General features: G+C 36.5%; 25 protein-coding genes and 1 pseudogene. 1 reads left to right on the top strand and 25 read right to left on the bottom strand.

Going from position 1 to position 24,881, the window contains the following annotated elements; genetic code table 11:
- Nucleotides 1–12 precede the first annotated feature (12 nt).
- The 16 genes from ACSKY2_RS00975 to ACSKY2_RS00900 all read right to left on the bottom strand — a co-directional run bounded on the left by ACSKY2_RS00975 (nucleotide 13) and on the right by ACSKY2_RS00900 (nucleotide 16,761).
- Nucleotides 13–786 carry a DUF4422 domain-containing protein gene (locus tag ACSKY2_RS00975; RefSeq protein WP_489877775.1) on the bottom strand — a complete coding sequence of 258 codons (774 nt, stop codon included), beginning with the start codon at nucleotides 784–786 and terminating at the stop codon, nucleotides 13–15.
- A complete protein-coding gene (locus ACSKY2_RS00970) occupies nucleotides 761–2,152 on the bottom strand; it encodes a hypothetical protein (RefSeq protein WP_489877774.1) in 1,392 nt (463 codons plus the stop codon). The genes ACSKY2_RS00975 and ACSKY2_RS00970 overlap by 26 nt, the downstream gene beginning before the upstream one ends.
- A gap of 13 nt (nucleotides 2,153–2,165) precedes the next feature.
- Nucleotides 2,166–2,798 (bottom strand): YveK family protein, encoded by a 633-nt coding sequence (locus tag ACSKY2_RS00965; protein ID WP_489877773.1) that lies wholly within the window; start codon nucleotides 2,796–2,798, stop codon nucleotides 2,166–2,168.
- Between the two features lie 130 nt (nucleotides 2,799–2,928).
- On the bottom strand, nucleotides 2,929–3,552 hold the full coding sequence (locus ACSKY2_RS00960; protein WP_489839769.1) for a sugar transferase: 624 nt from the start codon (nucleotides 3,550–3,552) through the stop codon (nucleotides 2,929–2,931).
- Nucleotides 3,553–3,581: 29 nt separating this feature from the next.
- On the bottom strand, nucleotides 3,582–4,364 hold the full coding sequence (gene map / locus ACSKY2_RS00955; protein ID WP_489877772.1) for a type I methionyl aminopeptidase: 783 nt from the start codon (nucleotides 4,362–4,364) through the stop codon (nucleotides 3,582–3,584).
- Between the two features lie 136 nt (nucleotides 4,365–4,500).
- Nucleotides 4,501–5,847: a GH25 family lysozyme gene (locus tag ACSKY2_RS00950; protein ID WP_491737198.1), complete on the bottom strand. Its 1,347-nt coding sequence runs from the start codon at nucleotides 5,845–5,847 to the stop codon at nucleotides 4,501–4,503.
- A gap of 108 nt (nucleotides 5,848–5,955) precedes the next feature.
- Entirely contained in the window at nucleotides 5,956–7,695 is a 1,740-nt protein-coding gene (locus ACSKY2_RS00945; protein WP_489877770.1) for a hypothetical protein, read from the bottom strand.
- Between the two features lie 93 nt (nucleotides 7,696–7,788).
- Complete coding sequence (locus ACSKY2_RS00940) at nucleotides 7,789–8,934, bottom strand: CDP-glycerol glycerophosphotransferase family protein (protein ID WP_489877769.1); 1,146 nt, start codon at nucleotides 8,932–8,934, stop codon at nucleotides 7,789–7,791.
- Between the two features lie 87 nt (nucleotides 8,935–9,021).
- Nucleotides 9,022–9,621, bottom strand: a complete 600-nt coding sequence (locus ACSKY2_RS00935; RefSeq protein ID WP_489877768.1) for a hypothetical protein — start codon at nucleotides 9,619–9,621, stop codon at nucleotides 9,022–9,024.
- A gap of 114 nt (nucleotides 9,622–9,735) precedes the next feature.
- Nucleotides 9,736–10,140, bottom strand: coding sequence for a hypothetical protein (locus ACSKY2_RS00930; RefSeq protein ID WP_489877767.1), 405 nt, complete (start codon nucleotides 10,138–10,140; stop codon nucleotides 9,736–9,738).
- A 68-nt stretch (nucleotides 10,141–10,208) separates the two neighbouring features.
- Entirely contained in the window at nucleotides 10,209–10,493 is a 285-nt protein-coding gene (locus ACSKY2_RS00925) for a hypothetical protein (RefSeq protein ID WP_489877766.1), read from the bottom strand.
- A 275-nt stretch (nucleotides 10,494–10,768) separates the two neighbouring features.
- Nucleotides 10,769–11,104: a hypothetical protein gene (locus tag ACSKY2_RS00920; RefSeq protein ID WP_489877765.1), complete on the bottom strand. Its 336-nt coding sequence runs from the start codon at nucleotides 11,102–11,104 to the stop codon at nucleotides 10,769–10,771.
- Between the two features lie 197 nt (nucleotides 11,105–11,301).
- On the bottom strand, nucleotides 11,302–12,768 hold the full coding sequence (locus ACSKY2_RS00915) for a glycoside hydrolase family 1 protein (protein WP_489877764.1): 1,467 nt from the start codon (nucleotides 12,766–12,768) through the stop codon (nucleotides 11,302–11,304).
- A 23-nt stretch (nucleotides 12,769–12,791) separates the two neighbouring features.
- A complete protein-coding gene (locus ACSKY2_RS00910; protein ID WP_489877763.1) occupies nucleotides 12,792–14,717 on the bottom strand; it encodes a beta-glucoside-specific PTS transporter subunit IIABC in 1,926 nt (641 codons plus the stop codon).
- Nucleotides 14,718–14,852: 135 nt separating this feature from the next.
- Complete coding sequence (locus ACSKY2_RS00905; protein ID WP_489877762.1) at nucleotides 14,853–15,707, bottom strand: PRD domain-containing protein; 855 nt, start codon at nucleotides 15,705–15,707, stop codon at nucleotides 14,853–14,855.
- Between the two features lie 268 nt (nucleotides 15,708–15,975).
- Nucleotides 15,976–16,761: an alpha/beta hydrolase gene (locus ACSKY2_RS00900; RefSeq protein ID WP_489877761.1), complete on the bottom strand. Its 786-nt coding sequence runs from the start codon at nucleotides 16,759–16,761 to the stop codon at nucleotides 15,976–15,978.
- A gap of 391 nt (nucleotides 16,762–17,152) precedes the next feature.
- Here ACSKY2_RS00900 and ACSKY2_RS00895 point away from each other — a divergent pair, with 391 nt between their 5' ends.
- Complete coding sequence (locus tag ACSKY2_RS00895) at nucleotides 17,153–17,524, top strand: transposase (RefSeq protein WP_489878212.1); 372 nt, start codon at nucleotides 17,153–17,155, stop codon at nucleotides 17,522–17,524.
- Nucleotides 17,525–17,703: 179 nt separating this feature from the next.
- On the opposite strand, the gene ACSKY2_RS00890 is transcribed toward ACSKY2_RS00895, so the two are convergent.
- The 9 genes and pseudogenes from ACSKY2_RS00890 to ACSKY2_RS00850 form a co-directional block, all read right to left on the bottom strand.
- On the bottom strand, nucleotides 17,704–18,303 hold the full coding sequence (locus ACSKY2_RS00890) for a glycosyltransferase (RefSeq protein ID WP_489877760.1): 600 nt from the start codon (nucleotides 18,301–18,303) through the stop codon (nucleotides 17,704–17,706).
- Nucleotides 18,300–18,815: an ABC transporter ATP-binding protein gene (locus ACSKY2_RS00885; protein WP_489877759.1), complete on the bottom strand. Its 516-nt coding sequence runs from the start codon at nucleotides 18,813–18,815 to the stop codon at nucleotides 18,300–18,302. The genes ACSKY2_RS00890 and ACSKY2_RS00885 overlap by 4 nt, the downstream gene beginning before the upstream one ends.
- A 14-nt stretch (nucleotides 18,816–18,829) precedes the next feature.
- Nucleotides 18,830–19,672: a hypothetical protein gene (locus ACSKY2_RS00880; protein ID WP_489877758.1), complete on the bottom strand. Its 843-nt coding sequence runs from the start codon at nucleotides 19,670–19,672 to the stop codon at nucleotides 18,830–18,832.
- Nucleotides 19,665–20,249, bottom strand: coding sequence for a LicD family protein (locus tag ACSKY2_RS00875; RefSeq protein WP_491737197.1), 585 nt, complete (start codon nucleotides 20,247–20,249; stop codon nucleotides 19,665–19,667). The genes ACSKY2_RS00880 and ACSKY2_RS00875 overlap by 8 nt, the downstream gene beginning before the upstream one ends.
- A gap of 68 nt (nucleotides 20,250–20,317) precedes the next feature.
- Nucleotides 20,318–20,386, bottom strand: a pseudogene (locus tag ACSKY2_RS00870) (LicD family protein); the annotation flags it as partial.
- 424 nt (nucleotides 20,387–20,810) lie between these two features.
- On the bottom strand, nucleotides 20,811–21,149 hold the full coding sequence (locus ACSKY2_RS00865; protein ID WP_489839797.1) for a heavy metal-binding domain-containing protein: 339 nt from the start codon (nucleotides 21,147–21,149) through the stop codon (nucleotides 20,811–20,813).
- 26 nt (nucleotides 21,150–21,175) lie between these two features.
- Nucleotides 21,176–22,147 carry a hypothetical protein gene (locus ACSKY2_RS00860; RefSeq protein ID WP_489877755.1) on the bottom strand — a complete coding sequence of 324 codons (972 nt, stop codon included), beginning with the start codon at nucleotides 22,145–22,147 and terminating at the stop codon, nucleotides 21,176–21,178.
- Nucleotides 22,148–22,270: 123 nt separating this feature from the next.
- On the bottom strand, nucleotides 22,271–23,731 hold the full coding sequence (locus ACSKY2_RS00855) for a helix-turn-helix domain-containing protein (RefSeq protein ID WP_489877754.1): 1,461 nt from the start codon (nucleotides 23,729–23,731) through the stop codon (nucleotides 22,271–22,273).
- Between the two features lie 104 nt (nucleotides 23,732–23,835).
- Entirely contained in the window at nucleotides 23,836–24,789 is a 954-nt protein-coding gene (locus ACSKY2_RS00850) for an NAD(P)-dependent oxidoreductase (protein ID WP_489877753.1), read from the bottom strand.
- Between the last annotated feature and the right edge of the window lie 92 nt (nucleotides 24,790–24,881).

The following is a 24,881-nucleotide window of genomic DNA, read 5'->3' as shown; positions in this document are numbered from 1 at the left end:
GGATATTGTGTTTTAAAAGTGGACCTTCTTGTTAGTATTTTTTAAAAATTTACGCTTTAAAAACTGTGTCCCTTTATCTAACCAATTTGTTTTTTCTGTTGTAATAACCGGAAATTCAAGGAAAGTTTTTCCCTCAGTATATAACCATGTGTCCATCAATCTTTCAGATAAAAAGCCGAAGACGCGTCGTTCTTGTCCTTCATAAGTCTCATAAGGAATATTTTGAGCAACTTGATTTAAAACACCAAACAAAAAGTCTGTATAAGACTGAAAATCAGCCTGTTTCATCACACTCATATTAAATAAATGCGCCTTTTTACTCTTCTCCATTTTTTCAAATGCTGGTAAATATTTTGGAAAATTTTCTTTAATCACCCGTTGCATTTCAAAATATGGTTCATGTTGATGTGCATTCAAGTAATGATCTTTTTGTGACTCAATATAATAATTACGTTGTTTTGGTAAAAGAACATCTACTTTTGATAATGCATCATCAATTTGTTGCTGGTTAAGCACATTTTTCAAATCATGTCCTGAAGTAATCCCAAGATAACGACGATAATGATCTAATCCGATAATTTCCTCATCTTTTAAATTATATTTCGCCCAATATAACGCTGTTAATTCATTAAAAAAAGGGTTCAACTCTGAAATATTCTTGCCAGTATCATCTCGCAAATACGTCGTTGGAATTTCATCTCTTAAAGCAGATCCTACCATAATAGGCTGATAACCAGGCATTTGAGGAATATCGTACTTTTTATGTGTTGCAATTAGGATTTTCATTGTTCAACATTTCCTCCTCTGCAATATGAATAACACGCCAATAAAAGAATAACATTAATAAGATCGGCCATGAAAGGACATTTGATGGTGTTACTGCACTCACAATGGTGATTGTAATAATCGTCATATAGAACGCTTTAATCGACACACGATAAAGGACACTATGCTGGTCATTCTTACCACGCAGTGACTTTAAAACAATCAAAGACCGCTTAATAAGCCCCATCAATAACCACACGAAGATCAGCAAGAAAATAACACCATATCTAGAAAGCCAACCAAACAAATCATTTAAGATTGGATAAGCTTGCTTTGTATAAACTTCTTGGAATTCAAAATTATCCTTTGACCATGCTGGCAAGTTATCTATGATATATTGTCCTTCGTAACCATACCCAACACCAAATAACGGATGTTGCAACCAAGTTTTAATCAACGCAATTGTGCCACCAAGACGATTATCAGTACCACCCTTTTCAAAGATCCAAGTATTAAGCAAACTATGAATACTTGGTATGACGTAGTAAGCAGCAACAATACCGAAAAAGCCAAATATACCTAGGATAAATAAGCCAATTTTTTGTTGTTTTGGTGCAGCTAACCAATAAACGACTGCAATCACTGCAATTAACAAAAATCCAGTCGTTGTCTTTGCAAGTAGCAAAACCAGCATACTCATTAAACTCAAGCCCAATACTGCCCAGTATACCCAACGTTTTTTGAAGTTTTTAATTGGTTCCTGAATCAGCATCAACAACATTGGACTGAATGCGATACCAACTAGTAATGCAAGATAGGCAGCTTCAGGCTCAAAGCCATTAACACGTTTAGATGTTGTCACATAACTACCATTCGCATAAAATTCTCTACCTTGCCAATGACGCTCAAACAAATGGGCAATCGGATTAATCCAATGCTCTAATTGCGTCATGCCAAATAAATACAATATTTGCGGTACAACGATAAGAATTAAATATATAGCCAAAGTGATTACTAATGATTTTACAAACTTTGCCACATCATTATAATTTTGAATGACCATCTTTTGAATCGTATAGACCATCCAAATTACTAAAATCATTTGAATGAACATCATTAATCCGTGCAACAAGCCATAAACACGCGTTGTTGCGCCAACCGTAAACGACTGGTGTGTCATTATAATCAATTGCACAACAATAAAAACACCCCAGATACGCAATGTATTTGTTTTAGGTAAAATTTCGTTAAGTTGTGTCGGTTGTAAATAAAGTTTCACTAGGATAAATAATCCAAATACTAATACTGCTATTTGTGAAAATAAATCAAAGAAAAAGAAGGTATAAGTTTTTGGCAAAATTGCAAAAGGCATTAACCAACTAACCATATGTCACTCCTTTTTATGCTTTTATTGTTTTAAAATTTTTAAATATACCTGTAAAAAATGCTAAGACAATGCCAATGACAACCCCTGCAACGAGACCAAATGCGGCCGCTTTCTTAGGAGACCCGGCAACGATTGTTGCAATATGCGCCTTCTTAGGTGCTGACATCAATTCTGGTTTAGGCATATTTGAAATTAATTTTGGCGCATTAACCGCATATGAATCTGTATAAGCCTTCACCATTTTAACGGCTTGTCGATCGTTTTTCACATCATGCACTTTTGCATTAATTAACAACGTACTATCGGGTGATGTTAAATCAACTGATTGACGGAGCTCATTTGCTGTAATTTTCACATGTTCTTTTTTAAGTTGTTTCACTGCTGGATCGATAATTTGACTATCCTTACCGATTGCACGATAGGTTTTTAACATCCAAGAATTTCCCATCACACGTGAATTCGGATCTTTGACATTACTATCATTTTTCCCAACATACATTGTTCGCGATGCACTAAAGCTCGTTGCTGTTGGTTGCTTATTCATAAAATACATCGCAACACCACCAATAATACCCAAAATGATAATCCACCAAGCATTGCGAATCATATGCTTAATTAAATCAGTCATAGTAAATTGATTTTCCATTGTACACTATTTCCTCTTAGTCTAAAAAATTCTGATATCAATATCAATCAGTTAGATGCGAAAACTCGCTACATCTCAGTATACAGGAGATGTCGCGAGTTTTATAGTTTTATCACAAATTTTTAAACTTTTACATTGCCCCTTCACCTTTAAAGACGGCAATAACAGTCATAAATAATATTTTAAAATCAAACCATAAGTCTGCTTTATCAACATAGGCAATCTCCAATTGTGCACGTTCGGGATATTGTATTTCGCTTCGTCCACTGGCTTGCCATAATCCCATTGCACCTGGTTTGACTGATAAAAATTTATCAACATCTTCCCCATATTCAACCAACTCTTTTTCGACAACTGGTCGTGGACCAACAATGCTCATTTCACCTTTTAAAATATTAATAAATTGCGGTAATTCATCAATAGAAGTTTTACGTAAGAAAGCACCAAACTTCGTAATACGTGGATCTTCTTCTGTTGGTAATTTATAACCGTTCTCGACAAACTTTGCGTATAAATCTTTATTCGCGTACAATTTTTCCTCAGCGCCTACAACCATTGACCGAAATTTGTAAATACCAAATTCTTTATGATTTTGCCCGATTCGTTTTTGTTGATAAAAAATAGGACCACGATTATCACCAAAAAAGTAAAAAATCGAAACAATTAAAAACACTGGCGATAAAATGATTAACGCAAATAGTGAGACAGAAATATCTAAAAATCGTTTTGTAAATAAGTATCCGGTTTCTGACATTTTGAAACTTCCTTCTTGTTTGCTAATTTTTATAGATATTTTGCGTCAAATATTGGATCTTGTGACGTCAAAATTTTAGGACCATTGTTAGTAATCGCCACAACATGTTCATATTGTGCCGACCAAGAACCGTCAGCAGTTGTTACTGTCCAACCATCTTCTGATGATGTATTAACTTTCCAACCACCAATATTCACCATTGGTTCAATCGTAATGGTCATCCCTGCTTTTAGACGTAATCCATGGCCGACTTTACCATAATGTGGTACAGCTGGTTCTTCATGCATTGTTGGTTGAATGCCATGTCCAATATATTCACGTACATTACCATAACCGTTTTCATCTGTCACATATTTATCGATTGCTGCACCGATATCACCAATACGATTGCCAACTTGTGCTTGATCAATACCAAGATACAAGGCCTTTTTAGTCACTGCCATCAAACGCTTTACTTCGTCAGAAACTTCACCAACAGCATAAGACCAAGCAGAATCTGAATAATAGCCATCTAAATCAACAACAGTGTCTACCTTGACTAAATCGCCATTTTTTAAAAACAATTTTTTTCGTGGAAAAGCATGTGCGACTTCATTATTAACCGAAACGGTTGTCGCATATTTGAAACCTTCAAAACCAATTTGAGCTGCGCGTCCACCATGACTCTCGATGTAGTTGCGACTAAATTCTTCGATTTCCCAAGTTGAAATACCTGGCTTGATTAATTCACGTAACCCCTTGTGCATACCGGCAATAATTTCACCAGATTTCTTCATGCCTTCGATTTCACGTTGTGACTTAATTGTAATCATTAATTTTAACCTGCTTTTCTTATTCGATATAACTAGTAAACATTATACGCTTATTCACATAATTCTTGTCAATTTTTCTGATTAACTAAAAAGGCTATTCTCATTTTTCGTAAGAACAGCCTCAAAAATTCAGTTGTTAACGTAGATAATATGTGCCGTTATTACCAAAATAATAATAACGACGTCCTATTTTTTGATAACCTTGCACTGCACGACCGTCATGACCAACATAATATTGATGACCCCAAGCGGAACGCCATTGGTTTTCCTGACGAACACCTTGGTCAAACCAATAAAAAGCGCCCATGTGATATCGGAAACCAGTATATAACTGACCTTTTTCATACCAACGCCAACCTGCGCCAACATTAATATATCCTCGCCAAGGTGACAGGATACCTTGTTCATTTGCATAATATGTTTGTTGATCCACGGTTATAAATTGGTTCGTGCGTAAGAAATACGTGCCATTGTCACCAAAATAATACAGGTGCTCACCAATTCGTTTTATTTTTTGGACAGCACGACCATTATTGTCAACATAGTAACGATAACCCCAGGCAGTTTGCCATTGGTCGTTTTGACGGACACCATCCGTAAACCAATAATACGTTCCCATATAATAACGGAAACCAGTATAACGTTGCCCGTTTTCAAACCAATACCAGCCGGTACCATCATGATAATAACCAGTTAACAGCTTATTATTTTGCAATCCATGTATATTGGCACTTTGTATCTCAACTGATTGCGGTTGCTGTAAGAAAGCCGATCCATAATCCACACTAACATCGAATAAACCTGTTACACCTGGAAAAGTCGTTTTTGAATTCCATTGCCAAGCACCATACTGGGTATGCCATAAATTATAACTTGTTGGTTGATATGGATATGATGCCATCCAAATATTTCGATTGCCAAATGCTTGTACATTAAGTTTCGTTACTGCGATAAAATTTGGCGACGTATAAAGCATCTGCTGATGATAACCCGCTGCTGATAAATAATCTCGAAATGCTATCGCATTTTCAGTCACCCTGCCATTTTGAGTAACCGTATCTTCTAAATCATCCACTAAGACTGTGTCAGTCGATAAACCTAAATGTTTAATCTGATTCAGAAAATAATCCGCTTCTTTATTTGCGGCTAGTCGTGAATTGAACTTTGAATAATGATAAACAGCAACTTTTAATCCAGCTTGCCGAGCAGCATTAATCTGTGTTCGTGCATTTGGATTTAAGTAATATTGGCCTTCAGTTAATTTAACAATGACACCTTTGACACCGTATGCCTTCATCTTATTGAAGTCATTTACTGATAATTGACCATTCCACGAAGAAACATCTACAAAATCAATCCTAGGCATATTTGATTGACCAGCTGATATATTCGGCACGCCATTCGCTGAAATACATTTTACCGCTATGACAGTGCTCAACATTCCAATGATCAAAACCGTCAGAACCTGTTTAAAATAAGACATCTTAAACTTACCTCATATTGTATGATTACACTTCTCAAGTGCTTGATAATCTTACTATATTTAATAAGTTAAAAATGAATGGTTATTTATCAAAGCCAAAAAAATTGGTCAGTATCTGCGTCGATAACTAACAAAATGATACAAGCTTAATATAATTGCTGTCGCAATGCTAATACACCAAGCAACGACAGTCGTTACTGGCGTCTTAGCATAAACCGTTATCACCTTAGGGTGTTGATTACCTGACTTGATTTGCAATTGCTGGTTGTGATTGATGCGATAAGCATAATGCTTATTATTTTGATCAGTAATATCATATCGTAAACTATCATAACCAACCATTGGTAATGTCGTTAATTGGTTCGTTTTTAAACTGCCTTTATATTGCATACCATTAGGTAATGACGTTGCAGCGGTTTTAACTGGTTTACCATCTTGAACAATTTTTTTATTCTGCAAATTCTTATTAAAAGTAACATTTTCAGGCATATAATCAAACGCCCCATATGTCACCCAATAGCCCATTATGTTAGAAAAATCATTATTTTTTATTTTAAAGTTGGCCATTGGCGTATAACTAACTGGTTGCTTCACCGTTGATCGTTGACTTGTCCGGACTGCAGAAGCATTGACACGGTCAACAAAACCATATTTCACGTTAAGGACGGCAAATCCAAATGAAAACAGCATGAGCATTATATAGATACTTTGCCGTAAACGATTTGAAGGGACAACATTTTTAATTGCGAAGACAGCTGCTAAACTTAACAAAAAAATTGCAATAATGAAAACACGATGTGGGAATTGAATCACACCTAATTTCGTACCATACAGGTATTGCCAAATATAGTGCATTCCGCTAAAAGTAACCAAGATTCCAATCAGGGTTGCTGCCTTTGTGAAGTGATCTTGTTTACGCCACGTAAACAACACCCCAAAAATTGCTAAGAAAGCAATCACACCAATCGTATCTGTCTTGAACCGTGCGTCAGGTTGGATAGCAAATGTTGCTTTTAAAAACTCATGAATATCTGGTGCTGACCAAATACTCAATTCTGTGGCTGCAGGTGTGACAAGATGATTCCCTAGCATAGCAACAATAAATGGTAAGAGAAATACTAATGACAGTAACACCGCAATGACACCAGCAACAAACAAGTTTATGAAAACATTTAAACGATTTTTCTTAAATACTAATAAATAAACAACATATAATAAGGCATAACCTAGAACAATTGCAAACGACAAGACGTGTGACAAGACGATTAGTGTAAACCCAATGGCTAACAAATTAATTGTTTTCTTATCAAGTTTAACTGTTGTATCGGTCGTTGTTTTCGATAGTCGAACTAACCCCAAGACGATTAGCGGCATAAATGACATTGCCCAGACTTCTCCAAACAGCCATTGCTGAATAACTTGTGATAATGTTGGCACAGCCACAGTGTAAATAAACGCCATGGTTGTACTTTCAAAACTAGCCATCCCCAATTCTTTACCAACCCACTTTGCAATACTAAACTGCGTCATCAGTTGTAACCACATCAACACATACATTGCCGTTACTGGTGGAAAAATAAACTGTAAGACAGCCCCAATATATACTGGTAAAGAAGGATACATTGTTGGCACAATACTGCCGATTTGGTTAGCCGAATATGTCGAAATAACCGGTATCAAGTTACCATTCTTTAAATGCTGATAAAATTCATAAATTCGATTAGCATGAAATTGTAGATCCGCACCTGAATATAAGAATCCAAATCGGCCAACATAACCTAGAATTAAAGCAAAAGCTAATCCAGGTATCAAATAATGGCTGATCTTTTTGACTACGCCAGCGTTCATAACAAACTCCTTAATGATATTTTTATGTATATGTTCACTTATCTAAATGATACTCGTAATTTTAGCTTGCGATATAAAGCCTTTATTATTGTATCATGACAAATGCATCAAAATATTTTTTAATGCCAACGCTGCATCTTTTCCTGCATGTGGGTTATATGTATTGCTAATATTTGCTAATACATCGTAATCATAATGATCAGTACGTAGTAGAGCCATCAATTCTGTTTCAGAATAAGCAACTGGTAGATTTAAATCTTTTTTAGCATCCAAATAAATACCGCGACGAACACAATATTCATTCACATCCGGTTGAAAAATACAAATTTTCTTACCATAAATTGCAAAATCAAAAAAGACACTTGAAAAATCTGTAATTAATGTATCTGCAACAATGAATAATTTATATAACGAATATTTATCTGCTGTAATAATGCGCCCTTGTTTGACTCCCTCAGAAAAATAATGACCACGATAAACAACCGTGTATGTCTGTGATAATTTTTCTAACGTTGCCGACGTCAGGTTTGTTTGCTCTTTTGGCTGATATCCTCGAAATGTCGGAACATACAATAAAATAGGTTTATCTGATTTAATACCCAATTGATATTTAATGCGAGCTGGTGTCATATTTTTCTGATAGCGCATCACAATATTTTTACGTAACTGCCCCTGCTCTACAAAACGCTTCGTTTTTGGAAAGACGTCCTTAAACTTTTCTAAGTCATAATCACTGTAGGTAAACATAAAATCAAATTGCACATGATCATACCAATACTGTACTAAACGTGACAGTCCAATTTCAGCATGACCTAACGTTTTTAGCGGAATACCATGCCAAAATTGAATATAAATATGTCTTTTGTGGTGAAATGGAATTAAACGATCAATACTAGAATTTGCAATCCAATATTTTGATTTCAGTAAATGATAAAAAAATAATGGTGAATTCGCTGATATTTTCCGTCCTAATTCTGGCTGAACAAAAATTTTGGGCTTATTAAATGCCCATACCAGATCATATTCTGCAAAATCAGGATCTTCACGAAGCATATTGTACGCTTCTTTTGGAGTGCCTAAATATTGACGACCACTATATGATATAAATAAAATTTGTTTTTCATTTGGTCTAATGAATAATTGTAATACCTTTATAAAGGCACCTACACTTGCCAGATACATCATACCAAAAAAGCCTGAATTTTTTATACGATTTTTTATTTTTTGTGTTCGTCCCATAGTATTACCCTTTACCCCTAAACAAGATATTCTAAGTATAACAAAAATATGGCATTCATATTTTGCAATTATCTGACAATTAGCCGTTTATTGCATTTCGTGCATGATTTCTGCGCCACGATTAACGATTAGGTATGATTTCCCATGTTCGTCCCAAAATTGTGACTCGAATTCTCTAGTGCCCTGTTTCTTTGTGGCATAAACACCACTTTTCATATCAGATGATTGTAAATTGTCACTAATCCACTTCGTAGCAGGTATCGCATAATAAGCACCATCAGTCAAATAAAATAGTTGATCCGTTTGTTGATTGACAGATAAAAATTGCCCAAAATAACCTGGCTTTTGGCGAATAATTGTTTGCGATGCCCTCATTCTTAACTGACCATGCCTAATATTCCCATGGTATAACATGACATCTCCCACTTGGATATTTTTTGCAGTCAATGAATGTTTCGTTTGCTTAGAAATCATTGTAACCACGGCAACATTACCATCTGCATCAATACTCAAATTTTGTTCACCATGAAATGATTGCTTGTTTTTAATATCTCTAAATATAAATTTATGTTGATCAGTAGGATACAATGTATCAATCAATTGCTGTTGTCTTGAGTGCCGTGCTAAAGCCACAAGCCATATATGATGATCTTGCGCATTATATGCAATCGCTTGTCCATGTCCCATATAAAACTCTGGTCCAATTTTGACGCTTTGTATTAATTGTTCATCATGATTTGTGGCAAAATAATGATTATTAATTCTGTTTTCTAATTGACGTAAATCATCGTCACTGCTTGATTACCAAACATGTAACGCCTTTAATTTTTGAATATCGTAGCGGACGATCCGACCATAACTCTTATGTTGTTGCGATCCATACATGACATACAAATAATGACCATGCATGACACTTCCTTGTGGTAACTGCCAATTGACTAATCTTGTTGAAATAGTGGGCAAAAGCAACGCTGTTTGGTAACCAGCAATTGGATCAACAGATTGTTTATTCGCCCGAATAACTGATAATTTATTTTTTGCTGATATGTACGTCGGCTTTTTTAGATAAGACAAACCTGTTTTGGGCGCTTGGACAACGCGATATTTTTTTAATGCCACACAACTATTTTGAAAAACATTTGACCAATTAGCCATCTTAATTTTTAATGATGGTTTACCCAATACTTGCCATTTTGCAAGTGTCATCGAGACAGTTTTCGTCACCACCTGCCCAGATTTATTCTGTAACTGTATCGTTATTTGATCGTGCTTGTTTAACTTTCGACTAAGGTTGCCGTAAATGATTGATTCAAAATAATCACTTTTTTTAATAATTGTTCTTGTTTACTCTTTATTACTAGCGTATATGCTGTTGTGCGATCTATTTGTGAATCCAAAATCGCCCCTTTAACTTGGTTACTACCAACTTGTAATTGTACATTTTGCTTTAAATTAATATGATCTAATGCATTTGTTTGTCCATGAACAATAGGCATTGGCACATCAACACTCAATGTACAGACAAAAATTAGAATGAATGCATACTTTAAAAATTTCATATCTTGTTGCCATCACCTCACAAATAATGCTAATAAATATCTTTCTCATTTTATCACACTCTATCACAAGCATTACTAATGACGCTTCATAACAAAAATGAGGGTGTTACAATCGACTTCAGTCTTTTGGAAAACATTTAAAGGCGCTAAATCTACCAATCAAAATTGATAGATTAGCGCCTTTTTCAGCTGATCATAACGACTTATGTCTCAGCCTTTCTTTCAAATCATTTCATTATCTCATCATGATTAGTCAAATTTGCGCAGACCCTTTATCAAAGGTCTTTCCGAATCAAGGCCTTTTTCACAGCCTTTTTAGTGACTTGAAATGGCGAATAATCTGCACGATCAAGCATCATCAACGTATAGGTCATGCGATCAACATCACAAACAAAATAGTTAACACCAGGTTCCAATGCCCTGTTCCGTGAGATTTGGATTTTCTTACTAACTGTAAAAACATCATTTATCACCAACTGTTTTGTCTGTTGCCGATGAATAAGATTTCTGCCAACAATACCCAATAACCATAAAACACTCCCCCAATAACAAGAATGCTTCATTTTTTTAGGCTGCTTAACAATTGTTGTCTTTTGTTTATTTTGTTTCATTAAAAATAGCCCCCAATTAACTAATTTTAGTATATCATAAAACAACCTTGCAGCTGTTCGCCATACATAAAAAGGCACTATTTATATAGTAAGAACTTATTCATATCTCATTTTAATAAGCCACGATATTAGCACAAAAAACGGCTCATGAAGCCAGTGACTCACGAACCGTTCAACATTATTTAAAAAACAATCAACTAATCAAGCTGCGCACCATTTGTCGCAATAACTTGCTTGTACCAATAAAATGAATCTTTTGGCATTCGATCTAGCGTACCATGTCCTGCATCATCTTGATCAACATAGACAAAACCATAGCGCTTTGACATCTCTGAAGTGCCTGCACTAATTAAGTCGATTGGTCCCCATGTTGTGTACCCCATCAAATCAACGCCATCTTTAACGGCTTCTTTCATTTGCATGATGTGTTGACGTAAATAATCAATGCGATAATCATCATGAATGTGTCCATCTGCAGCAATCTCATCTTGTGCTCCTAGACCATTCTCAACAACAAACAATGGGACATGGTAACGACTCCAGAATTCGTTTAATGTAATACGCAAACCAACAGGATCGATTTGCCAACCCCAGTCACTTGATGCCAAATAAGGATTCTTGCCTCCAAATGTTAAGTTACCACTTGTCTTTTCAAAATCTGTATCAGCTGAAGCAACCATTGACATATAATAACTAAATGATAGGTAATCGACAGTTCCTTCACGCAACAAGTCTTCATCACCAGCAGCCATATCAATCACGACATGATGATCAGCAAAATAGCGATTCATAAATTCGGGATACTCACCACGCACTTGCACGTCAGTAAAGAACAAATTCATTTCATCTTGCTTTTGGGTTTCTAAAACATCCGCTGGATTTGGTGTATTGGGATAGTTTTGCATGCGAGCTAACATGCAACCAATTTGTGCATCTGGGTCAATTTCATGAATTTGTTTTACAGCGATGGCACTTGCAACAAATTGATGATGTAAAGCTTGATAATGTAATTGTATTTTTTCATCTTCAGTTAAGCCATCTTCTAACGCACCCGTTGCGTTAAAGCCCCAAGTACCCGCATTAATTTCATTAAACGTCATCCAGTACTTTACCTTATGTTGATAACGCTTGAACACAGTTTCTGTATACTTTGTAAACGCAGCAATTGTTTGTCGGCTGGCCCACCCATTTTGCTTCATCGTTAATGCAATGGGCATCTCATAATGTGATAACGTGACCACCGGTTCAATACCGTACTTGGCACATTCGTCGAAAACACGATCATAAAAAGCTAGCCCAGCTGCATTAGGTTCGGCATCGTCACCATTTGGGAAAATTCTGCCCCAGGCAATCGACATTCGGAAAGCTTTAAAGCCCATTTCTGCCATTAACTTAATATCTTCTTGATAACGATGATAAAAATCATTCCCCCGACGTTTTGGATAATGCGTATCAGAAGGATCAGCAATGGCTTCCGCTAATGATTCCTTAGTCACTTCATTCATCGCCATTGAGTTACGACGATCCTCAGCTTTTTTAACAACTTCTGCTGTGGTAATCCCCTTACCATCAACATTAAAGGCACCCTCAATTTGGTTGGCAGCAGTTGCACCACCCCACAAAAAACCATCTTTAAATCCTGTTGGAACATTCTTTGAATACATTTTATTTCTCCTCGCTTAATCAATTAAACTTCTAATGACAATAATGGCGTTTGTTCTGTTACTGAACCCGCTACCAAAACATTAACCGCCTGATAATCCGTTGAATTCGTAACAATGATTGGTGTGGTTATCTCGTAACCCTTTTCCTGAATAAATGCCATATCAAAGTTAACTAACACCTCACCAGCTTGCACGTGTTGTCCTTTTTCAACATGAATCTGGAAACCTTGACCATCTAGTGCGACAGTATCCATCCCAATATGGATCAGTACCTCAGCACCATCAGCTGTTCTCATACCAACAGCATGACCAGTCGGAAAGACCAACATGATTTCACCATCTGCTGGTGCAACAACTTCACCCTTTGTTGGTTGGATTGCCACACCTTGTCCCATTGAACCTGAAGCAAAAACTTCATCTTTTATATCTTGCAAAGGTACAACGTCACCAGTTAATGGTGCTAGTAACGTTGTCGTCACCTTTTTGGTTGACACTGCTTGTTCTGATGCAGTGGTCGTATCATTTTCCGTTGTCACTTCTTCAGCATCGACACTTTGCTTACCAAACAGTAGTTGTAATAGAAAACCAAGGATCGTTGCAACAATCATGGCAATAATCAAGCCCCAAACAGACATGTTCATACCACCTTTTCCAATCGCACCAGGAATTGAAAAAATGCCCATGCCAGCCATCATAAACAACTTGGTCCCAAACCAACCAATCATACCACCACCAATACCTGAAGCAATACAACTCAGAATAAATGGTCGCTTACGCGGCAACGTCAATCCATAAATCGCAGGTTCAGTTACCCCGAAAATACCTGATACAAATGCTGGAATAGCAATGGCACGTGTTTTTGCACTCTTAGTCTGCATAATCATGGCACCCACAACACCAGTTTGTGCAAATGAGGCCGCTAATGATAGTGCTACCAACGGATCAAAACCTGTTGCAGCAATATTGGCCATCATGACAGCCACAAAGCCCCAGTGAACACCAAAAATAACAAACACTTGCCAGAAAGCACCCATCAGTACACCCGCTAGGACGGGACTGAAGTTATAAATTGCGACAACTAATGCAGAAATACCATTACTTAACCAAGTTGCCACTGGTCCAATAATCAAAAATGTGACTGGCACTGTTACTAATAAGATTGCTAGTGGTACTAAGAAGGTCTTAACAACCGTTGGAATATAGCGTTTAGCAACTTTTTGTACCTTAGAAGCAAACCAACATGCCAAAATAATTGGAATCACTGATGATGTATAATTCATCATAATAACTGGTAATTTTAAGAAAGTGATATGCACCGGTGATGCCAAAAATGAGCCAGAAAATAGTGTATACAATGTTGTTTTGCTATTCATAATTCCAACAATATCGGGATACACCAAGGCTGCCCCAATCAAGGCACCAATATATTCATCTACTTTAAACTTTTTAGCTGCTGAAATACCTAACATCACTGGTAAGAAATAGAAAAAGCCATCACCAATTGCATACAATATACGATAGGTTCCTGAACTAGTACTTAACCAGCCTAAAGCAGCAAATAAAGCATCAAACCCTTTAATCATTCCAGCCGCGCAAAGCGGACCAAGAATTGGATTGAAAATACCAGAAATTAAATCAATAAAGCGATCCATCACGCTCATATCGCTGGTTTCTTCATCATCGGGGACTGTACCACCATCAGCAAAGCCCCCTTCTTTGATTAACGTCTCATAAACATCTGCCACATGATTACCAATCACGACTTGATATTGACCGCCTGATTTGACGACTGTAATTACGCCGTCTAAATGCTTAATTTTTTCATCAGCTGCTTTTGATTCATCTTTTAATTTAAAACGCAACCGTGTGGTACAGTGTACAACACTTTGTACATTTTCCTTACCACCAATATCTGCAATGATATTCTTACTTAATTCCTCGTATGCCATTGAAACATCCTCATTTTTCAATAAAAAATGCTCAAAGTTACCAAAAAACACGACAAGTGAACGCTTGCTTTGTTTTTTAATATCTTTGAGCTAATGCCTATCACTAGTAACACGCTATAAAATATTAAATATGATTTAACTTGGCGTACTTTGTTGACGATGTGTGACTCGCCAAATATGTAACGTCAAATATAGTTTATCATCTGGTTTTAACTGCCAGTTTTCAGTCTTATCAAGATACTTACCGATTTTTTCAACCGTGGCGTAAGCATCCGCATATTTTGCTTGCATTAGTTTCAATAAAGCTGGATCTAATGCATCACCCTCATCAGTGATTTGTCTCATATGTCGAATAATAAATAACCGTAAATGGGTCACAAAGCGATCAAAATTAAATGAATCCTGATCTAGTTGCATGCCAAACTGATATTGTACAATATCAACAATCGCACCAATTATTTTTGTAATCCGCATGGTATCTTGCAAATCCGTATTATCAGTTTCCGTATTCAACAAATGATAGGTTAGGTAAACAGCTTCATTACTGCCAAAGGTTAACCCAGTTCGTTTCTCCATTAATTGTGTCACTTCTTTTGCGATTTGATATTGTTGTGGAAATAACTTGCGCACCTCCCAGTCTGATGTGCCATTTGTCATATCAATACCTTTATGTGCACGTTGTAAAGCAAAATCAATGTGATCAATTAATATTAAATAACCGTAATCATTAAAGGTTGTCCCCTGTCGTGCTTCAACAAGATGCACAACTTCTTTTGTCAACGTTAACGTTTCAGGTGATACATTGGCAATGCCATCCAATAACGACTCTGTTTTATCAGCAGCAACAAAACGATGCGTCACCTTTGATTCATCAATCTCATCACCAACTTTTTTACCAAAACCAACACCATTACCAACAACAACCCATTCAACATCAAATTCACCAGTTACTAAGGCCGCGTTGTTATTAAAATTTTTAATAAACTTCATTGCTACTTCACGGTCTCCATATTTATTGTCGTGTTATTGTTAATAACGCTATAAATGAAAATAACCCACAATTTACCTGTATAATTGGCCACCTTATACAAGTAAGTTATGGGTTTATGCCTAATCGAATTAGTAACACACTCATCTATACATAAGAGTATAAATTGTCATGTAAGCGTTGTCAACGCTTTTGTCAAAGCTTATCAATGTATCCCAATAAACAGTGATAACATCGGCTTGGTTCGCGAATAGCACGGTTGGTTTGCTATTAAGATAATCTTTCTTCTTGTACATAATTGATTGGCAACCACTCTAACACACGTTCAATTTGTTTGTCCCAGTAATACCATTCATGCCTCCCTGGCGCAGTCTCATACGTGATATCATAAGATAATTTTTGCAACGTTGCCACAGCAGTGTCATTAAGTTGTTTAAACGAGTCTTGTTCACCAATCCAAGCATATAGTTTGGGATGATTTTGACATTGGACTGCTAAATTCAAAATATCATTTTCCGAACCAACGAAATTATTTAAGTCACCAAAGATTCCTTGCCAATACGCTTGATTACCTAAGCTTGCAAGTTCATTTGTTTGACCAATCAATGCACCAGAAAGTGACGCTGCATAACTAAATTTATCTGTCGCAAAAGCCATTTTAAATGCACCATACCCGCCCATAGATAAACCAACGACAAAATTTTTTGATCTTTTTGTTGATAACTGTGGGAAAAACTGCGCAACTTTTTCAGGTAATTCATGTGCAAGTGCATCAAAATATCTTAGACCGTATGTTGTATTTGTATACCATGCTAAATCCGTTGAAGGCATAACCACTGCAAGTGGCGTTTGTCTAATCAATCTTTCAATACTCGTTCTTCGTTGCCAAGTAGATTGGTCACCTGACATACCATGTAATAAATAAAGGACTGGTATATCCTGCAATGTTTTAGCTGTCCAGGTTGGATTGTGATCAGATAATTCAGGTAAAATCACATTCATGGTCCGATCCATCCCAAGAACTTGTGAGTAATAAGCCACTTCTAAATGTGCCATTGTGTATCCCCCGTTGTGTATCGCATTATGCCATCACATTTTTATACTTACTAATTAATCTTATCGAATTTTTTGTCATCTCTGAAATGACTATCTTTCTCATGCTCGATTATAGTTAATCATACTCTAAAAACACCATTATCAGTATTTAATTTGTCTAGAGGTAAGTTAATCCGCTTTCCTATGACCGGTTAGTATGGATCATTTAATTGAAGTTTTGTTTTTGACAAAATGTATTAATCATGATTTCAAAAGAAATACATCTAATTATGCCCTCATTATTCAACTGGCTTTAAAAGCTGTTCAAACTACACGTATTAATTTACAACGTAGCTTGCTCAATCATAAAAGTCACCTCTATAAACTGCTAAAAGCAAACTAGCGTTTCTTTATTACAAACAAAAATCGTTTGAATTTTCAACAAACACGCTGGTTTAGCAGGATTAATGAATTTATGTACCCACAAGATGATTTACAATTGGTATTCAATAGTTCTCCCAATTTCAAACAAACGTATGAAGTTTATCAAGCTGTTTTAAACTCACAACGTCATCAGACATTTGATGATTTTCAGTCAATTTTAGAAAACTATGAATTCAACTATTCTGCAATGGACTCATTTATTACTAGCTGTAAAAAGAATTTAAAAGGTATTAAAAACGCCTTCCTAAACAACTACTCAAATGGTCGCATGGAAGGCATCAATCGTAGTACTAAACAAATTAATAGTACTGCATATGGTTTTCATAATTTTAATTTGTGAAAACTGATTAGTTTTATTAAATGTTCTCATTGCAAAAAAGGTTCGGTGACTGTCAAATTGATTTAAATTCTTTATTTTTAAATCAAATTCTAAAGTAAAAGGCTTATGTTCATTTGCATGTATTTATATTAAATATCAATTAATTATATCAACTTTTTTATAACAATAGTATTTATATTTTAAATATTAATTGATGAAGCAATCCGTTTAGGTGAAAGTTTCATTTGCAAAACATGATTAATTGCATCTCCAATATCTTCAAAGCTTGCTTCATAAGGTAACAGTATACCATTATTATTAATCCAATTTCTAGGACCATAAGGAGCATCAATTGTAACAACAGGTATACCACGAGAAATTAACTCCGGGAAAACTAGTCCATAAGCCTCTTTATTTGGTGTAAGCAATGCAACATCAACAGTTTGAGTAAACTTTGAATTATAAGGTGCCAAAATATTACCAGTAAAAATAACATTACTCTCTATATTTAAGTTAATTGCCAATTTTTTTAAATCAGACATTGAAGGTCCTTCACCTATTATAGTCAAATATGATTTATTATGATTTTTATTATACTCATAAAATGAACGAATTACTTTATCTACATTCTTCTCCGGAGCCAATCTCCCAATAAATAATATTCGAACATATTCATCATTACTCCTGTCTACTAAAATATTTGGTAATTCTAGAAAATTATCTATTACCACCGTTTCTAAAGATTCATTAGCAATGACTCTTGCCTTTTCTAAAAAATCTTGTCTTTGATAATTAGTCAAAAATACAGCTTTTTTACTAACAGATTGATCTTGAAGAACCCTTTTTTCGTTATATCCGAATTATGCCAATAAGATTTAACCGGTTGATCAATAAAATCACCCAGTTCAGAAAACTCAATGATATCATCCATCTTGGCTTCAATTTCTTTTTCTGTCATTCCTTGTATCAAGGCTTTTAAAAGGATATTGGTCCGCCCAGTTAATTGAGGGCGCATACCAGCACCAATTGCAATAATGGAAGTCGAGCCGTTAATCGTCATCTGACCACTCGTTGGTTGCGTTAACTCGGCCACCATCTCCAATAAGGTCGACTTACCAGACCCGTTGGTTCCAATCACCCCGATTGTTTCCCCAGCATGCGCCTCAAAAGATACCCCTTTGACTGCCCAAAAATTAGGAATACCTTTACCCCAGAATTTAAAGACAGCTTTTACTTTATCTGATTGTCGTTCTGCCAAATCAAATCGGTTGGTCACATGATTTGCAACGACCGTTAATTTTTTCTCAGCCATTTTCTAACCTATCTTCATTCTCCAATATTACCAGTCGTATCACTTTGTTCATCCGGTACTGAGGTTGTATCAGTTGTGGCACTATCAGCCGATGTTTGTGTGTCAGTCGTGCCACTATCTTGAGTTGTTCCAGTTGTGCTACCATCGGTCGTTGTTGTATCAGTTGATGGTGTCCAAACTGGTTGATAATCCGTTGACGGTGTCACGTCCGTCACCGTTGTGTCCGTCGTATCACTTTCTGTCACATCTGATTCAACCACTGTTTCTGAACTGGTGTCTTCAACGGCTGTATCTAACGCAGCTGTATCGTCGGATGTTTCAGAGACAACTTCACTAGATGATGAGCTTGAAGAAGCAGTCACCTTTTTATGATTACTCTTCAATACCGTAATATGTTTCACAACCTTATTTTGACCACGGGTTGCCGTGACAGTATATTCACCAGGCATCACAAAAGTGACTCGTATATCTTTTTTCTCTTTAATTGGCTTGTAGTCTAAGTTATGTAGTTGTTTATGACTACTATGTATTTTTATTTTTGTATTTGCCGACACGTGAATGGTCACTTTTGCTTGACCGTTTTTAATACGCACCTGCTTATCATTTATATGGACAAGTCCAGCTTCATAAATTTGTTCAGCTTGCAACTTTTCTTGGTGTGCCACCACTGCTTGATGAGCTTTCTTTTCCTTGTTCATTGAAAAACCAGCAATCACTGCAACAATGACACCAAACACTAGGAAGAAATGTCCCATTCGCTTAGAACGATCTACTTTCTTAATATATGAAAAAATTGTCACAATTAAGCCAAAGATTGCAACAACACTAGCTATGAGTAGTATGTATAAGCTAATCATGTACTTCTACTCCTTTATAATAGAAACGAGCGTGTGTTTTTCGTTTGCGTTTTGCTGGTAACTGTTGCCAATCGCCATAGATCTGTGTGAGGTAGTGCTCACTATCGGCAGGAATGTAAACATCTAGATTTTCAAACTTAACTGACTGACGATTTTGGTAAATCATCAACGAAAAATTTTCTCGCGTTTTATTCAGTCCCTGCACAATATACAGACTATACATATTTGATTTACCCGCATAATGTCGGTTCATTTGCCGTGCCAATACATCCATTTTATGCACCCACCAGGTAATTGCATGTCGTTGCGCGTACTTGATGATCAATGGCTTTACCCACCACCCAGGTTCATGTTTTGAAATCGCTATTCGTCGCGTAGAGTTACGCATCACATCGAGATACTTCATTCGGTAATAAGCTATTCGCTGCCCGAATGAAGTTCTTGGTATGGCATCAATTGGAAAAACATCAACGTAGACACCGTTATGGACGACAGCCCACTTACCATTTGCCTGAGTTTGTGTATCACTCACTCGGGCATAGGCATATAACCAGTCGTGTGTATTCGTTGGGGTCAACAGCTCATACCGTTTATTGGTCGGTTGATATTCCTGAATAAAACGTTCATATTCATCTCTTGGTAATGCTACATCCGCATCCCATCATCCCATGGTATAAAGCCATGATGACGTACTGCGTCCAAAGCACTACCACCCGTTTAAACATAATGATAATCATGTTCATTAAAATATTTCACCATATCAGACAAAATTTCTAACATGATTTTCTGTACATCATGTACAGTCAAATATTTTAAATCTTTGTCCATGGTATGACTCCATTCCCCATCACTTTTTAGTTATGCCCATTAACCTTGATTAACCATTATGAAATGATTAAATTGACTACTTTTTTGTATCGTCTTATTTTTTATATTTACAAAAAATAAGACATCATGTCTCGAATATTTTTAGTTTATATCAATTTAGTGCAATCCGCAACTGATACAGTGCCTGATACCAGCATTTTTATCTTTTTTATACAAAAAAACTGAAACACAACATTGTGCTTCAGTTAGGATATAATATTTTTCAATTTTTGGTTCTACGTTATTTCGTACTGATGGCTAATCTACCAGATTAGTCATCGCTATCTTTTTCAATACGAACAGCCGTACCGTAAGCAGCGACTGAATCACCAATAGTGCCTGATGATGAATCAAAACGCATCATGATAACAGCATTGGCACCCATTTTTGCTGCAGCTGTCCGTAAACGGTCGATTGCATCATCTCGTGCAGTATCTTGTAATTTCGTATAACCTTTAATTTCACCACCCACAATTGTTTTCAGTGATTGACCAAACGATGAAATGACGTTACGTGAACGGGTCGTTAGCCCAAACACTTCACCGAAGGTTTCAACGACATGATATCCAGCAATTGCTTCTGAGGTAACAACTAATACTTTTTCTGACAAAACATTTTCCTTTCTATCTCTAACCATTAAATCGTTGCGGTTGATGACTGGCTACTACCTGAAGAAGATGAACTACCACTTGAATCATCATCGCCATACGAACCATAGATTGAACTATCGTCACTACCATACTTGCCAGAATAATAATCCATCATCTTATCTTGTACGATCGTCGTCAATTGTGACGTTGACTTAATATTCTTCTTAGCTGGCATCTTCATACGGTAATTATCATCACGCTTGGTTGTCGTTTTGAAATTTATCCGCCCCACTTCACCATCTTCTTTACCTGAGAAGTCCATTTTCATCAACCGGCCCTTGTCACCCAATGTCATATTAAACTTCAAATGCTTAACATCGTTCAATGAAGACTTCGCCTCTCGCCACTCTGATTTCGTGATTTCTTTACCAGATTTTGTTTTAGCAATGGTCGTCATGAGGCTCTTTAAATCAGCTTTATTCAGCTTAACTTGATAGCCATCTGCGACTTTCTTAAACTTATTACCATCTAGGTTTTTAAACCAGGCCACTGTTTTATCAGTGTCTGAACGTACTTGGGACGTCTTAACATTTTTGTATGATGAATCGACATCTGAAGCACGAAGCCAATAATGATCAACTGACTGCAATACTTTAGACATACCATTTAACCCATACGCCTGATAAGAACTCTTCAAAAAGGCTGCTGAAATGTAAGCCGTGTATTTATTGGCCTTAATGCGCATGGTCTGTGACTTCTTTTTATCATTTAATGTCAAGACCATATCCATTTTATTTTTATCTTTCGCATCAATTTTGATTTTACCCTTAACGCTTGACGTTGCATCTGCATCACCACTAGTTTTTGCGCTAAAGTTCGCAATATTATCATCACTCTTTGAAAGCTTGGTTAAGTTTGTTTCAAATTGGCGTTTCGGCGTATGTAATACGGCATACGTGCCACCAGTGGCTGCCACAACCACAACGACTGCAGCACCGGCTACAACTGTCTTGTTCATGATCTACCCCTCCTATTGATACTCCCCCCAACAGAAAGTCAATTACTTAGTAAAATAAGTAATAACTTTATAACAGAATTGTAACAAAAAAGGCTGTAAATGACCACTATTCACACTTAAATATTAAATTTCATTAAACCGTTGCAATGTTAAATCAACAATCAATTGTCGTAAAGCTAATCGTTCTGACCACTCCGGAATGGCATGCCAAGCAAACCCTGGGACTTCTTGGCTGAGCGTGACGTTAGACAAATAAATATCTGTCTGATCTGTAAATTCATGGGTAAGTACGATATTTAAAGCATGCCATTGCATGACCATCTGCTTAAGATAGTCTTCTAGGGCTGACATACCAATTAAATCAATTGTAATCGTGATGACAGGTAAAATATCATTCACAGGTAATGCTTTGATAAAGGCGTTCAGTAAGGGACTGAACATCATTGCTAGCAAATCATCTTCACTATACTGAAACACGGCTACTAGTTCACTGATAATGCGCTTTGTAAAAGCCGTATGAATCGGATAGGCCTTGCTCTGAAAATCCAAATCATAGGTCGTTCCCATGTCATAGGGTGGAAAATACTGTACGCGAATCAGCAATGGTCCAATTAATGTCATCAATTCCTGGCGCGGCAACATATCTTGACCAAAAAAATCTTGATATGCCACTGTTATCTGATTGATCACCTGATTAATTTTTGTCTGATTATGCAGCGTTAAATCTGATAAATAATCTGCTGTGGGCACAATTCCCAAAGCATAACAAACAGCAACACCATAACGCAGCTCAGTATCTAACATTGTTTTACCAACTTCTGAACGAACCTTCAAATAAGTGCAAAACTTATTAATCAACTCTTGCGCTGCGGGATGTAACTCTGCTGTTGGTTTTAGTAAATTGTCTTCAGTCGCTTGAATCTGGTGACCCGCCATAAAACGCGTATACCAAACACCAATGGTAATTTCTAAAATACGCTTAATTGTTGCCCGAGTTGTCAACAGCGGCACCAATTCTTGTTGTACCTGTTGCGTATATTGTTTTGTATCAGCCGAAAACGGTAATGGTTGATTCGCGTACACTAAATAAATCAACTCAATCATTAATGTGCGAATGCGTTGCTCGTCACCAATTAACTGATAGTTGTCAGAAATATCTATTTGGTATTGTTTTAAATGTAGCCGCATTTCTTCCTTGGTCATACGTACTACCGTCGTACTTGAAGAATGACGAAATGCAATCGTTTCATTAGAGTGTACATCTTCTAAAAAAACATCTAATAATAATTCAAATTTTAACGATTGTCGTAAATAAAAGCCCTTCAAAGCTGCCACACTAACTAATTGCAAATCTTGTAAAGTCATTGTCCGATTTGCATCTGATACATCAATAAAGGTCTGTGTTGACTTATTCATCTCCTGATAATCAGCATTTAGCTGTTGTAATGCTTGCAAGACACGGTAGCGTGACCACCCCGTTGCAGCTATTAAATCCTTAATTAGGAATGTTTTGCTTTGGTGGGTAATTAAATATCTATGTAATGCTAATCGTTCTTCATCTTTTTTTGAAAGTAACCAATCCATTTTGTCCACTCTCTCCACTTAAATTAGTCATACACACATGATACCTGTATTGTTCGTCGTTAATTCGCTAATTTTTCAATTTACGTAAAAAAATAAGTCAGACATTAATAACCCTTTGTGAGATCAACAACATTTTCTACTAATGGCTTTTGATTTAAGTAAGCGGGTAAATTGGCGAGTAAAATACCAAAGACATCCCCCGACCTTCGTTCTGGATAAGTATGGTTTGCCCACGATGTATGTTGGGTCAACAACAAATTACGCTGCTGCCATAACATTGAATCTTCTGGCAACGGTTCAACCGTTGTCACATCCAAAGCAGCATAACGAATACGACCAGATTGTAACGATGCAATCAATTCCTTTTCATCAACAGTACCACCACGTCCCACATTAACAAGCAAAAATAATTCACCCCATATTTTATGATTTTGCGCATTAAAAAAGCGGTGCGTTGCTGGCGTGTCTGGTAGCGTATTAATAATGACTTGAATCCCATCAGGCCAAACCGATAATAAATCATTTAAAGCAAAGACCTTATCAAAACCAGCCACTTGGTGTCCTGATGAATTCACACCATAGATGGGCATACCATATGGTGATAAATATTCTGCAATTTTTTGACCGATCTTACCAGTCCCAAAGATAACCGTTGGCAATTCATCTAAAGTGTATTGATCTTCATATTCACGCCAAACATGACGATCTTGATAAACATGTAAGCCTCGTGCAAAATGCATTAAATAACTCACCGCTGTTTGGGCAATCTGGGCTGCTTTCACACCACTCGCATTGGTCACCAAAATATGACGTTTTGCAAATGTCTTTAATGGTAATGCGTCCACACCGGCACCTTGATATTGTACCCAGCGTAATTGATTCGCTGGCTTGGCTAAGATTTTTTTACCTAAATCAGGCGACCAACCATAACTAATTGTTACTTGTGATAATTGCTGATCTGTCATCGTTGCTGGTGTGACAACGCCAATGTTTTTTTCAGTTAACTGATCTGTCTCTTGTTCGGTTAATGGTTGAACAGCTAGTAATAACTCCTTCATCTTGAAATGCCCCCACTTTCAACATTTATTAGTTCTGAAAAACCACCTTCATGTTTCTGACCATGAAAGTGGCTTTTTTGTTAGTCACCGAT

Source organism: Weissella sp. ESL1156, from assembly GCF_058505625.1.
The sequence above is the reverse complement of the archived record's forward strand: the minus strand, read 5'-3'. Positions and strand labels throughout refer to the sequence as shown.